At 72.9% G+C, this 13,753-nt stretch carries 11 protein-coding genes; 6 read left to right on the top strand and 5 right to left on the bottom strand.

Translation table 11 applies throughout. From position 1 onward, the window contains the following. Nucleotides 1-3,609: a vWA domain-containing protein gene (locus tag B7R87_RS31670; protein WP_130585163.1), complete on the top strand. Its 3,609-nt coding sequence runs from the start codon at nt 1-3 to the stop codon at nt 3,607-3,609. Next, nucleotides 3,606-5,468, top strand: a complete 1,863-nt coding sequence (locus B7R87_RS31665) for a hypothetical protein (protein WP_006344894.1) — start codon at nt 3,606-3,608, stop codon at nt 5,466-5,468. The genes B7R87_RS31670 and B7R87_RS31665 overlap by 4 nt, the downstream gene beginning before the upstream one ends. Before the next feature lie 73 nt (nt 5,469-5,541). On the opposite strand, the gene B7R87_RS31660 is transcribed toward B7R87_RS31665, so the two are convergent. The 3 genes from B7R87_RS31660 to B7R87_RS31650 all read right to left on the bottom strand — a co-directional run bounded on the left by B7R87_RS31660 (nt 5,542) and on the right by B7R87_RS31650 (nt 8,527). Further along, the gene (locus B7R87_RS31660; RefSeq protein WP_233168980.1) at nt 5,542-6,642 is read right to left on the bottom strand and encodes a barstar family protein; all 1,101 of its coding nucleotides are present in this window, start codon (nt 6,640-6,642) and stop codon (nt 5,542-5,544) included. 267 nt (nt 6,643-6,909) lie between these two features. Continuing rightward, on the bottom strand, nt 6,910-7,827 hold the full coding sequence (locus tag B7R87_RS31655) for an alpha/beta hydrolase (RefSeq protein ID WP_040912850.1): 918 nt from the start codon (nt 7,825-7,827) through the stop codon (nt 6,910-6,912). Nucleotides 7,828-7,918: 91 nt separating this feature from the next. Continuing rightward, nucleotides 7,919-8,527, bottom strand: a complete 609-nt coding sequence (locus B7R87_RS31650) for a TetR/AcrR family transcriptional regulator (protein WP_040912853.1) — start codon at nt 8,525-8,527, stop codon at nt 7,919-7,921. A gap of 100 nt (nt 8,528-8,627) precedes the next feature. Here B7R87_RS31650 and B7R87_RS31645 point away from each other — a divergent pair, with 100 nt between their 5' ends. Next, on the top strand, nt 8,628-9,542 hold the full coding sequence (locus B7R87_RS31645; protein ID WP_040912851.1) for an oxidoreductase: 915 nt from the start codon (nt 8,628-8,630) through the stop codon (nt 9,540-9,542). 62 nt (nt 9,543-9,604) lie between these two features. Here the strand turns inward: B7R87_RS31645 and B7R87_RS31640 are convergent, their stop codons facing one another. Continuing rightward, on the bottom strand, nt 9,605-10,231 hold the full coding sequence (locus tag B7R87_RS31640; protein ID WP_006344899.1) for an isochorismatase family protein: 627 nt from the start codon (nt 10,229-10,231) through the stop codon (nt 9,605-9,607). 196 nt (nt 10,232-10,427) lie between these two features. Here B7R87_RS31640 and B7R87_RS31635 point away from each other — a divergent pair, with 196 nt between their 5' ends. Then, nucleotides 10,428-10,904, top strand: coding sequence for a MarR family winged helix-turn-helix transcriptional regulator (locus B7R87_RS31635; protein ID WP_006344900.1), 477 nt, complete (start codon nt 10,428-10,430; stop codon nt 10,902-10,904). A 122-nt stretch (nt 10,905-11,026) separates the two neighbouring features. Here B7R87_RS31635 and B7R87_RS31630 read toward each other — a convergent pair whose 3' ends face one another. After that, the gene (locus tag B7R87_RS31630; protein ID WP_006344901.1) at nt 11,027-12,004 is read right to left on the bottom strand and encodes an Lrp/AsnC family transcriptional regulator; all 978 of its coding nucleotides are present in this window, start codon (nt 12,002-12,004) and stop codon (nt 11,027-11,029) included. A 496-nt stretch (nt 12,005-12,500) separates the two neighbouring features. On the opposite strand from B7R87_RS31630, the gene B7R87_RS31625 reads away from it, so the two are divergent. Beyond that, nucleotides 12,501-12,830 (top strand): RidA family protein, encoded by a 330-nt coding sequence (locus B7R87_RS31625; RefSeq protein ID WP_006344902.1) that lies wholly within the window; start codon nt 12,501-12,503, stop codon nt 12,828-12,830. 61 nt (nt 12,831-12,891) lie between these two features. Beyond that, nucleotides 12,892-13,752, top strand: coding sequence for an alpha/beta fold hydrolase (locus B7R87_RS31620; RefSeq protein WP_006344903.1), 861 nt, complete (start codon nt 12,892-12,894; stop codon nt 13,750-13,752). Nucleotide 13,753: the final 1 nt, after the last annotated feature.

Genomic DNA, 13,753 nt, shown 5'->3' with positions numbered 1-13,753 from the left:
GTGACAGCCGTCCAGGATCCGCGGGCGGCGCTCGACGCTCTCGCCGGCTCCACGGTGCCGTACCTACTGGGCGTACGGCACCACAGCCCCGCGCTCGCCGCGGCCGTGCCCGCGCTCCTGGACGCGGCCGGCGCCGATGTGGTGTGCGTGGAGCTGCCCGCCGACTTCCAGCCGTGGCTCGCCCACCTCGGCGCGCCCGGTACGGTCGCGCCGGTCGCGCTCGCGGGCGCCGGGCAGGACGGGCGGCTCGGTTTCTACCCGTTCGCCGACTTCTCCCCCGAACTCGCCGCGGTCCGCTGGGCGCGGGAGCGGGGCGCGGAGGTCGTGTGCTGCGATCTGCCGATGGGCGACGCGCGCTGGGACGGCGCGGCCTCCCCCGAGGCCGGGGATTCCCGCGAGGAGGGCGCCGGACCCGCACCCACCTCCTTCGCGCAGGCGCTCACCGCAGCCGGGACCGGCCGTGCCGGGGACGACCTGTGGGACCGCAGTGTGGAGGTACGGGCCCCGGGCTCTGCTCCCGAGTTGCTGCGCCGGGCCGCGCTGAGCGTCGGCTGGGCACTGCGTCGGGACGCCGAATCGTCCGCCGGGGTGTCCGCCGTGGACCTGGCGCGTGAGGCGTACATGCGGGACACGATCGCCCGCGCGGCGGCGGACGGACGCCGGGTCGCGGCGGTGATCGGCGCCTTCCACGCCCCGGCGCTGGCCGACACGACGGCCGGGCGGGAGCAGCCCCCGGCCGACGGCACGGCCGCGCAGGGGGCGCCGACCGCCGACGGGGCGGCGGCGCGCAGTGCGGCTTCGACGGGAGCAGTGCTCCCGGGGGACCCCTCCCCCGTCGTCACCTCCCTCGTCCCGTACGCCTTCGATCTGCTGGACTCCCGGTCCGGCTATCCCGCCGGGATCCGCGATCCGCGCTGGCAGCAGGCGGTCTTCGGCGCCGGGGGCGATCCCGAACTGCTGCACGACGCCGCTGCCGGGGCGATCACGAGAGTGTGCCGGGAGCTGCGGGCGGCCGGGCACACCGCCGGGACGGGCGAGGCCCGTGAGACGCTGCGCGTGGCCTGCGACCTGGCCCGGTTGCGCGGGCTCCCCGCCCCGGGCCGCGGCGAGATCCTCGAAGCCGTCACCGTCGTGCTGGGGCAGGGCGAACCGCTCGGCCGGGGCCGGGCTCTGGCCCGGGCCCTGGAAGTGGTCCTGGTCGGCACCGAGCGCGGCCGGGTCGCGCCGGGCACACCGCGCTCCGGGCTCGGCCCGTCCGTCGAGGCCGAACTCACCGCGCTGCGGCTGCCGGGCCCGGACGAGCCCGCGCCGCGCGAACTCCGTCTCGACCCGCTGCGTTCGGCCCTCGACAACCGCCGCGAAATCCTCCTGCGACGGCTGGAGGTGTGCGGGGTGGGGTACGGCGAGCCGGTGGCGGTGGCCGGTACGGGCGACGCCGCAGCCCTCTCCTCACGGTGGCGGCTGTCGTGGGCGCCCGCCGTGCCGGTCCGGCTGGACCTGGCCGGGGTGCGCGGCGTGACCGCCGCGCTCGCGGCGGAGGGCACCCTGCGGGAGACCTTCCGCAGGGAGTCGGCCGACGGCGGCCCCACCTGCGCCCTCGTCCTGACGGGGCTTCGGGACGCCGCGCGCTGCGATCTGCCCGCGCTGGTCGCCCAGCGGCTGGCCGAGGCCGCCGAGGTGCTGCCCGCGTCCGCGACGATCCCCGAGATCCTCACCGGACTGGACCTGCTGGAGGCGCTGCGCCGGGGGCATCTGCCCGGCACCACGCCTGCGGGCAGGCAGGCGGCGGGTTCGCTGGCCGCCGACCTTCTGGAGTCGGCGGTACGGTCCCTGCCGGGGCTGGCGGGCAGCGACGATCCGGAGGAGGCAGCGGCGCTGGTCGCCCTGGCGGCGCGCGCCGGTGAACTCCGCCTGGGGCTGCGGATGGACCAGGCCCTGGCCGACCTCGTGGACTCGGCGTCCCCCCTCGTCCAGGGCGCCGCTCTCGCCTGCCGGGTCCTGTTCGATCTGGAGGACGCGGAGACGCTCGGTGCCAGGGCCGCCGGCTGGATCGACACGGCCGGCGGTCCCGACGCACGGCGCGCGCTGGCCCGCCGGCTCGCCGGACTGCTGACCGGGGCCGCGCCGCTGCTCCAGTCGGCGCCGGCCGCCCTCGACCCGCTGCTCGACCGGATCGAGTCGCTCGACGACCGGGGTTTCCTGGACCGGCTGCCGGCGCTGCGCGGTGGCTTCGACACGCTCACCCCGGCAGGCCGCGACCGGCTGCTGCACACGGTGACGGAACGGCTGGGCAACCGTCTCGACCTCTCGCTGGGCGCCTCCCCGCAGCTGCTGGCCCTGTGGACGGCGGCGGACGAGGTCGGCCGTGCGGCGGTGGCCTCCCTGCGGCCGACGCCCCTGCCGCACCAGCCCACCGAGGCACCGGCCGGCCCGACCCCCGCGGCGATACCGCGCGGGTCCGTCGCGGACACGCCGCACGGCGGCGTACCGCGTCTCTCGGCGACGGACCGGTGGCGTCTGCTGCTCGGCAGGGAACACGACCGGCTCCCGGCGGACGCGCGTCGTTACGCGCACGCCCTCGACGAGCTGTACGGAGCGGGCCGCGGGGAGGGCTCCGCGGACCTGGGCCGGGACGACGGTCGCGGTGGCGGACAGGACGCCTCCTTCCCGACCGCGCGCGAATGGGCCGAGGAACTCCAGGCGCTGTTCGGCGCGGAGGTACGTGAGGAGGTTCTGGCGCGCGCGGCCGACCAGGGACGCCGTGATGTGCTGGCCGAGCTCGACCCGGAGGCGGTGCGCCCGTCCGTCGATCTGCTGACATCCGTGCTGACGCTGGCGGGCGGGATGCCGGAGCAGCAGCTGGCCCGGCTGCGCCCGCTGGTACGCCGGCTGGTCGACGAACTGGCCAAGGAGCTGGCCACCCGGATGCGTCCGGCGCTGACCGGTCTCGCCACCCCTCGCCCGACCCGCCGTCCGGGAGGCCGGATCGACCTGCCGCGCACCCTGCGGGCCAACCTCGTCCACGCCCGCAGGAGACCCGACGGCGGCGTCCTGGTGGTTCCGGAACGGCCGGTGTTCAGCACCCGTTCGCGCAAGGAGGCGGACTGGCGGCTGATCCTGGTGGTCGACGTGTCCGGGTCCATGGAGGCTTCCGTGATCTGGTCGGCGCTGACCGCGGCCGTACTGGGTGGTGTGCCCACGCTCAGCACGCACTTCCTGGCGTTCTCGACGGACGTGATCGACCTGACGGACCGGGTCGACGACCCGTTGTCGCTGCTGCTGGAGGTCCGTGTGGGCGGCGGCACCCATATCGCGGCCGGTCTGGCCCACGCCCGCTCTCTGGTGACGGTGCCGAGCCGGACCCTTGTGGTGGTGGTGAGCGACTTCGAGGAGGGCTATCCCCTCGGCGGGCTGCTCGGCGAGGTACGGGCCCTCGCGAGTTCGGGGGTGCACCTGTTGGGCTGTGCCGCGCTGGACGACGGCGGCAGCCCGCGCTACTCCGTGCCCATCGCGCAGCAGTTGGTCGCGGCCGGTATGCCCGTCGCCGCCCTCAGTCCTCTCGCCCTGGCCCGTTGGGTGGGCGATCGCCTCCGCGGAGAGTCCCGATGAGTCCCGAACTTCCCCCCGTCGCCCCCGAGGTGACCGCTGCCGCCGTGGCGGGTCTGACCTCCCGGCTGCGCAAGAAGCTGGACGCCGCTGTGGAGACCTTCGCGGCCGTTCCCGTCGTCGTGGAGGGCGCCGAGCGGCGGGTGCGGTGCGGTGCGGACGCGGACGTCGTCCTCACTCCCGGTCCTTCCGGAGCGGTTACGGAAGCCGAGCAGGCGGTGTGCAGCTGTCTGCTGGCGCCGCGATGCCTTCACCGTGCCGCCGTGCTGAGCGCCTGCCCGGTGGCCGACGCGGACATCGCATCGGCCACGCCAGCAGTGGGATCCTCCTCGGACACCGTGACACCGGACGTCTCGGTCGCCGGCGTACCGGGAACGGACGGCGTCGGCCCCTCGTCGCGGGCAGAGCTCACGGAGACGCAGCTGGCCGCCGCACGTGCCCTGTGGGGCGCCGCGGTGGCGGCACTCGCCGCCGGGATACCCGCGGCGGGTGCGGTCGCACAGGCGGAGCTGCTGCGGGCCTCGCACTCGGCGCGGCTCGCCGGGCTGTACCGCGCGGAAGGTGCGGCCCTGCGTGTGGTGCGCGGTCTGCGGGGCGTCCGCTCCCGCCATGACGGCCACCGGCTGGCCGACCTGGTCGCCAATCTGCGGGAACTCCTGTTGACCACGGCCCGGTTGGCCTCGGCCGAGCCGGACCCGGCTTGGGTCGGGTCCGCCCGCCGCGCCTACCGCCCGGAAGGCGCACTGCGCGTGCACGGCGTGTGCCGGGAGCCGGTGATCGCGGCCACCGGGTACGGCGGGGTGGTCACGCACGTCGTCTCCGACGACGGACGCTGGTTCACCGTCGCCGACGTCAAACCTGGCGGTGCCGCCCGTGCGCGCGGTGCCGCGACGGCCACGGTCGCGCTGGGCTCCGGAAGTCTCGACCACGCCCGGCTGTCGCGCGGTGGGCTGCTGGTCTCGGGGGCGACCCTGTCGTCGGACGGCCGCCTCGGAGCAGGCAAGGGAGTCCGGGCGACACCGGTCCCGGGCCGGTCCTGGACCTCGGGGCCCTTGGCCGCCCTGTTCGCTCGGCCTCTCTCCGACTCCGTGGGCGGTGGTCCCGGGAACGCTCCGGTGAGCGACCCCGAGCAGGCGCGGCAGCAGGCCGGTGAACTGATCGGCTGCGATCTGGTCATCGTCGGGGCATCCGACGACCACGTACTCGCACGGGAGCTGCTGCCCGGCGGGACGGACCGGGAAGGCCTGCTGATCCGGTTGCTGCCGGCCCACGGCCATCCCGACCTGGCGCACACCGCGAACCTTCGCCGGCTGGCGTCCCGCCCCGGGCTGCGGCTGCGTGTCGTCGGCCGTCCGGATCCCGACCGCGCCGCCACGCTCCGGCCCCTGGCCGTCGGACCGCTCCCGGACGACGACACGGCGACCCTGCGCCTGCCGGAGGAGTGGCTGGGCCATGCCGACCTGGGCTACGACCGTCTCGAAGGCGTCCATCTGCCGCCCGGTGACGCACTGCCGGAGCCGACCGGGCTCCCCGGCGTACCGCCGGACCCGGTGGCAGAGGCCCCGCTGTGGCGGCTGCGGCGGCTGGTCGAGGTCGCCGTGTCGGGGGGCCGCCGAGCCGTCGCCCAGCCCGCGCGCGACGGCGACCGTGCCAGAGACGCCGCGGCTCTGCGCCGGGTCGGGTTCCGTACGGCAGCGGACCTGTTGACGGAGCTGACCACGGAAGCGGACCGGCGCGGCCGTGACGTCTTCGGCCGCACCGAGGAGGCCGATCCCGACGCGTACGCAAGCGCGTGGCTCGCCGCGGCCGTCTACCTCGCCGACACCGAACGAGCCCTGGTCCGGGCGACATGGCAGCCGTAGGACGCGACACGCGGCGTGTTCGCCGTTGGTGAGGGGGGTGGTGGTAGCGACGTGAACAGAGCCACGCGCGTCGTCACCGGAGCACGACGGTGACGCCGCGCCGTTCGAGGAGCCGCACGATGTCCTCGAAGTAGGGGAGTCCGTCCTCCGGATCCTCCGCAACGGCCGCCAGGGCGCGACGGGCGACTTCGGAGTCGTGCCAGTTCAAGGTGAAGGGCGGCGCCACTCCGAATCCGCCGCCCAGGCAGTCCTTGAACGCGTTCCACTCCCGGCCGAAGTAGCGGCCGGGTCCGAGCAGGGCCTCGGCGATCGCGCAGTGCAGCCCGGGAACGTCCGTGACGAAGCGGCCGTCGAGATCGTACTCACCGCCGAACCGGTCCGGCCGGTGCACGGGCTCCCGCCAGGCTCGTGCGGTGAGGTCCAGCCACGCGGCCCTGCCTGGTGAGTCGTGCGGCGCCCACAGGTTGGGCTCTGCAGGCGGGCCCTGATACCACTGGGCCCAGACCGGACGGACCGCCGACGACGGCCGATCGTCGCCGCCATCGGTGAGAGTGATGTCGACGAGCGTCCCGCCGAGCACGGACGGCCGCGCTCCGGTGACGGCCAGGCCCACAGTGCGGGAGGCCGTCACAGCGCCATGGCGATCCAGAACCAGAAGGCAGGCCCAGTCCCGCTCCCACCGGCGGGGTCGCCGCAGGACCGCGAGCAGGGGCTCCGCGGGCTCGCAGCCGATCAGCTCCAGGGGAACGGGAGCCGGGTCCGCTCGCGCCGTGAACAAGCCGTCCACGGCGGAGCACCGGCCCGCACTCGCCGCAGCGGTCGTTGTTCCCGCGAAGAGCTCGAAGCGTGGCGCCGCAGGCAGCTCGGAGAGGCTCTCCTCGCTTCTGACACCCGCGCCGAGCACGATGTCGTACCGTGCCGGATCGGCCGAGTGAGGCCGATGGGCCACCACGACCGCATCGACGAGAGTCCACCACTGCACGGCCTCTTCCCCGTCCCGGACCTCCACGCGCACATCGCCCAGACCCCGCGGCAGGACATCGGGCTCGGCCAGGACCTCGCTCAGAAGACCGTCGGGGCGGCATCCGCGGAGCGTGAGAACCTCCCGCGGCGGCGGAACCGGGTCGACGAACAGCCCTTCGACGCCGACGCACCTTCCCCAGAGCTGTTCCACGCCCTCGTCATCCTCCTGAACCAGGAGGTACTTCACCGGAAAGCCCCGGCCCCACGTGGCGTGAGCTGCGATGCGCACCCAACCCCCGGACATATGAGCAACCCTCGGTCCTACGATACGGACCCACCCGGCCGAGGAGGCCCGAAGGACAGGTGCTCGCCCTCGGTCCCCCTTCGCCTACGGCGCTCGGATCACACAGGGGTGCTGCACGGACGGCCGCACGGAGTTGCGGTCCCGAAGACCGGTCACGGCCCCGAGGGCGACGACCTACGCTTGCGCAATCCGGTCCTGCAGCCAGGACTCGATGCCGCTGAGCGCCGTCCTGGCCATCGCCGTGGGGTGGCCCGTAAAGCCGTGGGGTGAGTCGGGGTAGACCCGGAGCTCGACGTCATTGCCGGCCGCCGACAACCCACCTGCCAGTGCCAGATTGTCTTCCAGCAGCACGTCCGCGCTTCCGATGATCAGCAGCGTTGGGGGAAGCCCGCGCAGAACGCCGTAGACGGGAGAGATATCTGGAGCCGTGCGGTCTTCCACATGGCCGGTGTACGCCCGGATGAAGTACTCGTCCGCGATGCGGCGACCGGCCGGGGTTTGTGCGCTCAAGTCGTAGGCCCCGAACTGGAGCGCAGCGCCGGTGAATCGGCCGACGACACCTCTGTCTCTCAGCCGGAGCAGGGTCGCCAGGGCGAGGGTGGCTCCCGCGGAGCTCCCGCCGATCGCGAGTCGGGACGTGCCGAAGCGGGCACCGGCTTCTTCGACGAGCCAGAGCGCCGCCGCTTCACAGTCGTCGGGGGCCGCCGGCCAGGGGTGCTCGGGGGCCAGCCGGTAGTCGACGCTGACAACGGCGAGCTGCAGGGCGTCTGCAAGCTCGCGGTTGCGTCGGTCTCCTTCCGCTGCGGAGCCCATGTAGAAGCCTCCGCCGTGTATGTCCAGGTAGACGCCCCGTGGCGGACCGTCGACAGGGGTGAAGATCCTGACCGGGACACGCGCTGTCGCGCCTTCGACGGTCGCTTCGATTGCAGACGGATCGGCGGCATGAAGAGCAGCCCTCTTCACTCGGGCCTCTTTGAGGCCCTCCAGTGTGCCGGGGCCACGGGCTGCCGCCCTCGACTTGTAGAAGTCACGAGCTTCTGCGACCTGCTCCGCGGGTACGTCAGCGAGCAGTGCGTCCAGCGCGAATCGCACGCGCCCTCCTCATCACCTCGGTCTCCCTCTACACGCTATCGGGGAAGTGCGCAGCCCGATGCCGTATGGGACAGGACGAGGTGAATGCCGGTCAGGCCCGTGCGTCCGGTGCGCAGCCCCGCAGGATGAACGCGATCGCCTCGTCCAGCCCGCGTTCCGCCGCCTCCGGGGGGATCATTCCGGTCGCGGCCAGGTCGGCGAAGCCGTGCAGGGTCGCGAAGACCGGCACACCGATCCACTCCAGGGGGCCCTCGCGCACCTCGCCCCGGCGCTGCCCCTCCAGCATCAGGCCCTCGATGAGTTCGGACCAGCGTCTGCCGGCCTCCAGCAGGGCCGCCGAGGCTTGCGCATCCTTCTTGACCGAGCACATCAGGTCGAGGAGCGCGGCGTTCTCCAGGCTGAAGCCCACATAGGCGCGGACCACCGCCTCCAGCTTCCGGCGGTACGGCTCCTCCGCACCCTCCTGCGACGCCAGCATGGTCTCGGTCATCCGCTCGTAGCCGCCCAGGGCGAGCGCGTCGAGCAGCGCCTCCTTGTCCTTGAAGTGGCGGCTGGGCGCGTTGTGGCTGACGCCGAGGTCGCGGGCGAGTTCGCGCAGCGACAGGGCGGCGGGTCCTCGTTCCCTGAGGGTCTCCTCGGCGCGGGCCAGCAGGGCGGCGCGCAGATCTCCGTGGTGGTAGGGGCGGGGGCGGGTCTGCATGGCGATCAGTGTAGCGGCCATGTTCGCAACGACCACATTGTTGACTACGACCACATTGTTGACGTTGACAACAATGTGGGCATCGCCCACACTCGAAGGTATGACTACTGCACTCCACACCGCACCCGGCGAGTGGAACATCGCCGACATCCCCGACCAGAGCGGCCGTACCGCCGTCGTCACCGGGGGCAACAGCGGGATCGGCCTCGCCACCGTCCGGGCGCTGGCCGCCGCGGGCGCCCATGTGGTGCTCGCGGTACGGGACCCCGAAGGCGGCGAGGCCGCCGCCGCGGATGTCGACGGCAGCGTGGAAGTACGCCGCGTCGACCTGGCCGACCTCGCCTCCGTGCGCGAGTTCGCCGCCGGCTGGCGGGGCACCCTCGATGTACTCGTCAACAACGCGGGCGTGATGAACACCTCGGAGTCCCGTACCAAGGACGGCTTCGAGACGCAGTTCGGAACCAATCACCTGGGCCACTTCGCCCTGACCAACCTGCTGCTGCCGCACATCACCGACCGCGTGGTGACCGTGTCCTCCGAGGCGCACAAGAAGCCGGGCGCGCCGCGTATCCACTTCGACAACCTCGGCCTTGCCGGGGAGTACCGGCCCAGGGCGGCGTACAGCCAGTCCAAACTGGCCAACCTGCTGTTCACCCTGGAACTCCAGCGACGCCTCGCCGCCGCACGCTCATCCGTGCGGGCCCTGGCCGCACACCCCGGCTGGGCCGCCACGAACCTGCAGCGCCACGGCTGGGGCGCCCTGAGCCGCGCCGTCATGCGGATCGTCGCCCAGGACAGCCGGGCCGGCGCGCTGCCGACCCTGTACGCCGCCGTCCAGGACCTCCCCGGCGCAAGCTACGTCGGCCCGGACGGCCGCGGCGAGATACGCGGCCGCCCCACCCTCGTCGGCCGCTCCGCCGCGGCCAGCGATCCCGTGGCGGCCCGGCGCTTGTGGGCGGTCTCGGAAGAACTGACCGGTGTCACGTTCCCGGAACCCGCCCCGATCGCGACCTGACCCCTGACGAAGCGCGCGGACGTCACCCTCGACCGCTGGACCGGGGCCGTTCCTCGTGACCGTCAGGACTGGTGGGCCGCCGCGATCTGGCCGACCAGGACGGCGAACGGCATGTCGAGCGCGGCATAGACGGCACCCGCCTCGGGGGCGGCGTTGTCCCCGAGGGCCTCGACGATGAGGGTGGCGTAGTCGCTGAGGATGATGCCCGCCTGCTGCATGCGCGCCAGCCCGGCCTCCCGCTTGGTCCGGCTGAAGGTGCCGGAGGCGTCCACCGCCACATAGGCGTCGTAGCCCGCGGCGGTGGCGGCGTACGCGGGCAGGGCGGCGCAGACCTCCAGGGACACCCCGGCGAAGATCAGCTTCCGGCGGCCGGTGGCCTCGACGGCCTCGCGGACCCGGTCGTCGTGCCAGGCGTTGACGGAGCTGCGGTCGATGATCTTCTGTCCGACGGGAAGTGCTTCGACCAGTTCGGGCGCGGTCGGTCCCCACATGCTGTCGGCCGCGGTGGTGGTCACCACCAGCGGGATGTCCAGCGCGGTCGCGGCCCGCGCCAGCGCCGCCACATTGTGCTTCAACTCGGCCACCGGGATGTCCCGGACGCCCGAGAGCAGACCGACCTGGTGGTCCACCAGGACCACGGCGGCGTTGTCGCGGGTGACCGGCTCCAGGTACTTGCTGCGCTCACTCATGATCTTCTCCTCGAATTTTAGTCACTAATCGTGATAGTCAATTTCAGTGACGACTTTGAATCTAGGCGACCATCGCCCGGATGGCAAGCGGGAGTTGGAGCGGCGCGGGGCGCGGACCGGCCCGGCGGCTAAACTCGCCGGTCGGACCGCCATGAACGGAACGGCGGAGGCAGGACGGACGAGGAAGGCGTGGGGCATGAGCGGCGACCGGCAGACGGGACCGGGGCCGGGACCGGGACCGGATCTGGGGGTGCTCGCCGCCCGGGTCCTGTTCTCCGTCCAGCGCGAGCTGTTCGCCACGCTCGCCGAGCGGGGCTTCGACGACATCCTGCCGCGCTCGGGGGCCGTCCTGGCCCATCTGCGCCCCGAGGGCATCCGCGCCAGTGAACTGGCCCGGCTGTCCGGCCAGCACAAGCAGGTGGTCGGCACACTCGTCGACGATCTGGAACGCCTCGACTACGTCGAACGCGTCCCGGACCCCGCCGACCGCCGCGCCAAGCTGGTCCGCCCCACCGAACGAGGTCTGCTCCAGATGGAGACCGCCGCCGCCATCATGCGCGCGATCGAGGAACGGCACGCGCAGTCACTGGGCGAGGAGACCTACGCCGCCTTCAAGAAGGCACTCGGACAGGTGGCGCGGGCCCAGAGCGCGGCGGCCAAGAGACCCGGCTGAGCGGGACCGGGGGCGGGAAGTGCCGTCGCCCCTCCCCCGCCCCACGACCGTCGCCACCGTACGAGCCGGAGCATCCGCAATGCCCACACAGGCCACAGGGATTCCCGCCGGCCGGCCGGCGGTCAGGGCTCGACGAGCTGCCAGTGGCCGTCGCGGTAGACCATGCCGCTTTCCTTGATGAACGTGGTGACGAGCTGGACGCGGGCGTGGCGGTAGCCGGGCAGACCGGGGAGTACGTCGGTCTGGAGGCGGTGGACGTCGTCGGTGTGGGGCACGGCCACCGCGGCGATCAGATGGTCGGGGCCGGTCACCGCGGCGGCGAGATGCACCGCCGTACGGGAGGTGAACTGCTTCACCGTGTCGGCCAGGCTGACCGGGTCGCACTGGATGAAGAACACCGCCTGGACGTCCAGTCCCACCTGGCAGCGGTCCACGACGGTGGCGATCTCGGCACCGCCGCAGCGCCTGAGGCGGTCGAGACGGCGCTGGGCCGTCGCGGCGGAGGTACGGGTCGCCGCCGCGAGCCGGCCGAAGCTCATCCTGCCGTCCACGGCGAGCGCTTCCACCAGGTGCTGTTCGTCCGCGTCGAGGCGGGGACCGGGGGCGAGGCCGGGCGCGCCGTAGGGGTGCCGGACGAGGTCCGTCTGGGCGGCGGTCAGCAGGGGCGGCTGAGGAGGGCCGGCCAGGGTGTAGGCGCGCAGCACGGGCAGGGTCCGCAGATCGAGGAGATCGCCGATCAGCGGGAGGTGACGTAATGTCAGGTCATTGCGTTCGGCGCGGTGGCGGGGGTGGACCAGGGCGAAGATCTCGCCGTTGTCGAGCACCCAGACCGTCTTCACCGGATACATGCGGGCGAGTTGGTGTGCGAGCCGCAGGGTTCGGTCGGGACGGGCACGCGGCAGGAGGAGCAGGGGCCAGCCGCCCCAGGCGCGGTAGGGGTTCTCCAGAGCGGTGACCGCGAGCAGGCCGGACTCCATCAGCCGGGTGCCGCGTCTGCGGACCGTACTCTCGGCGAGGTCCAGGGCCTCGGCGATCGCCGTCCACGAGGCGCGCCCGTTGGCCAGCAGCGCGGAGACCACGAGCTTGTCCGTGTCGTCCATGGCGGCGCCTCCGGGGTGTCTCGGGCCGTGGCTCCGACCCTGGTCGTGATCAAGGGCCATGGTGACGGAATTCCACAGCCGGGTGGTAGGCGGATGGCGGAATCCCGCAGATACGGGCGGGTGGAGCCCGGGACGGGGCCCGGTAGGCGGGTGAGGGTCTTCACTGGCCCTCGCCACCAGGTGTCGTGACGGCGATCCGGCAGGACGTGTCGCCGGCACGCCCCGTGACCGCACACCGTCGATCCCCGGAAAGAGGCCCGACCATGACGACCCATCGTTCCGCGCACCTCGCCACCGCTCTGGTCGGCGGCCTGGCCTCCGCGGCCCTGTTACTGGGTGTTCAGCCGGCCGCCGGAGAGGTCCACGGCCGAGCCCGGCCGACGCATCCACGGCGGCTCCGGCGGCCGACGCGGCGCCGCAGAAGGCCGACGGCCGAAGAAGGCTGGGCGAGCCCTGGAAGTACGACGGCAGGACCGCCCTGTACCAGACGCACGAGGTGAAGGACCCGCGCGGCATCCTGTTCGTGGCCGGGCAGACGGCGAAGGACCGGAACAACACGTACCTGCACCTGTGGGACATGGAGAAGCAGATCCATCGCGTCTTCGACCAGGTGGAGCAGTACGTCGAGGACGCGGGCTACCGGCCGGGCGAGATCACCAATCTGCGGTACTCGGTGACCGACGAGGACCTTTTCTTCCGGCACTTCGACCAGGTCATCGAGCGGCTGGACAAGGCTGGCATCAAACCCACGAGCGCGGCGATCGGCGTCGAGCGTCTTGCCCGGCCCGGTGTGCTCATCGAGATCGAGGCGACCGCGGTGCGCTGATCCGGCCTGATCCGCAAGAAACTCCCCAGGGCCACCCCTTCGAAAGGACAAGGCTCCCACCATGCAACGGACCACGACCACACGGCGTGCGCTGATCGCCGCCGTCGCCGCGACGGCTGCCACAGCGGCGGCGGTGCTGACGACCACGGCCAACGCGGTATCCACCAGCGGCCATCGGGCCACAAAGGAAGCCGGCGGAGCCGCCAAGCCGACGGTCGTCCTCGTCCACGGAGGTTTCGCCGACGCCTCGGCGAGCTGGAACGGTGTCGTCAAGCGGCTCCAGCGCGACGGCTACCCGGTGATCGCGCCCGCCAATCCGCTGCGCGGCCTGGCCGGAGACGCGCCCTACCTCGCAAGCCTCCTGAAGTCCGTCAAGGGCCCGGTCATCCTCGCCGGTCACTCCTACGGCGGCGCGGTCATCACCAACGCCGCCGCAGGCAATCCCCACGTCAAGGCGCTGGTCTACGTCGCCGCGTTCGTGCCGGCCGAGGGCGAGCAGCTCATCGGTCTGCTCGGCAAGTACCCCGGCAGCGAGATCCCGGACGCGATCAACGAGGTACCGTTCACCGGCCCGGGTGGCGCCACCGGAACCGATATCTACCTCAAGGCCGACAAGTTCCGCAGCGCGTTCGCCGCGGACCTGCCCAGGCCGGTCACCGACGTCATGCACGCCACGCAGCGGCCCGCCGCCGCCACGCACCTCACCGACCCCACCCGGACCGCCGCCTGGCGGAGCATTCCGTCCTGGGGTCTGGTCGCCGCCGCGGACAAGGCCATACCGCCCGCCCTGCAGCGCTGGGAGTACGACCGCGCGAACATGCGGGGCCAGGTCGAGGTACGGGGGGCTTCGCACTCCGTCATGGTCAGCCACCCCGGTGCGGTGGAGAAGCTCATCAAGACCGCCGACCGCGCCACGCGCTGAT

This window comes from Streptomyces tsukubensis, from assembly GCF_003932715.1.
Lineage (GTDB): Bacteria > Actinomycetota > Actinomycetes > Streptomycetales > Streptomycetaceae > Streptomyces > Streptomyces tsukubensis.
Note: the sequence above shows the minus strand (reverse complement) of the source record. Positions and strands in the feature narration are given on the sequence as shown.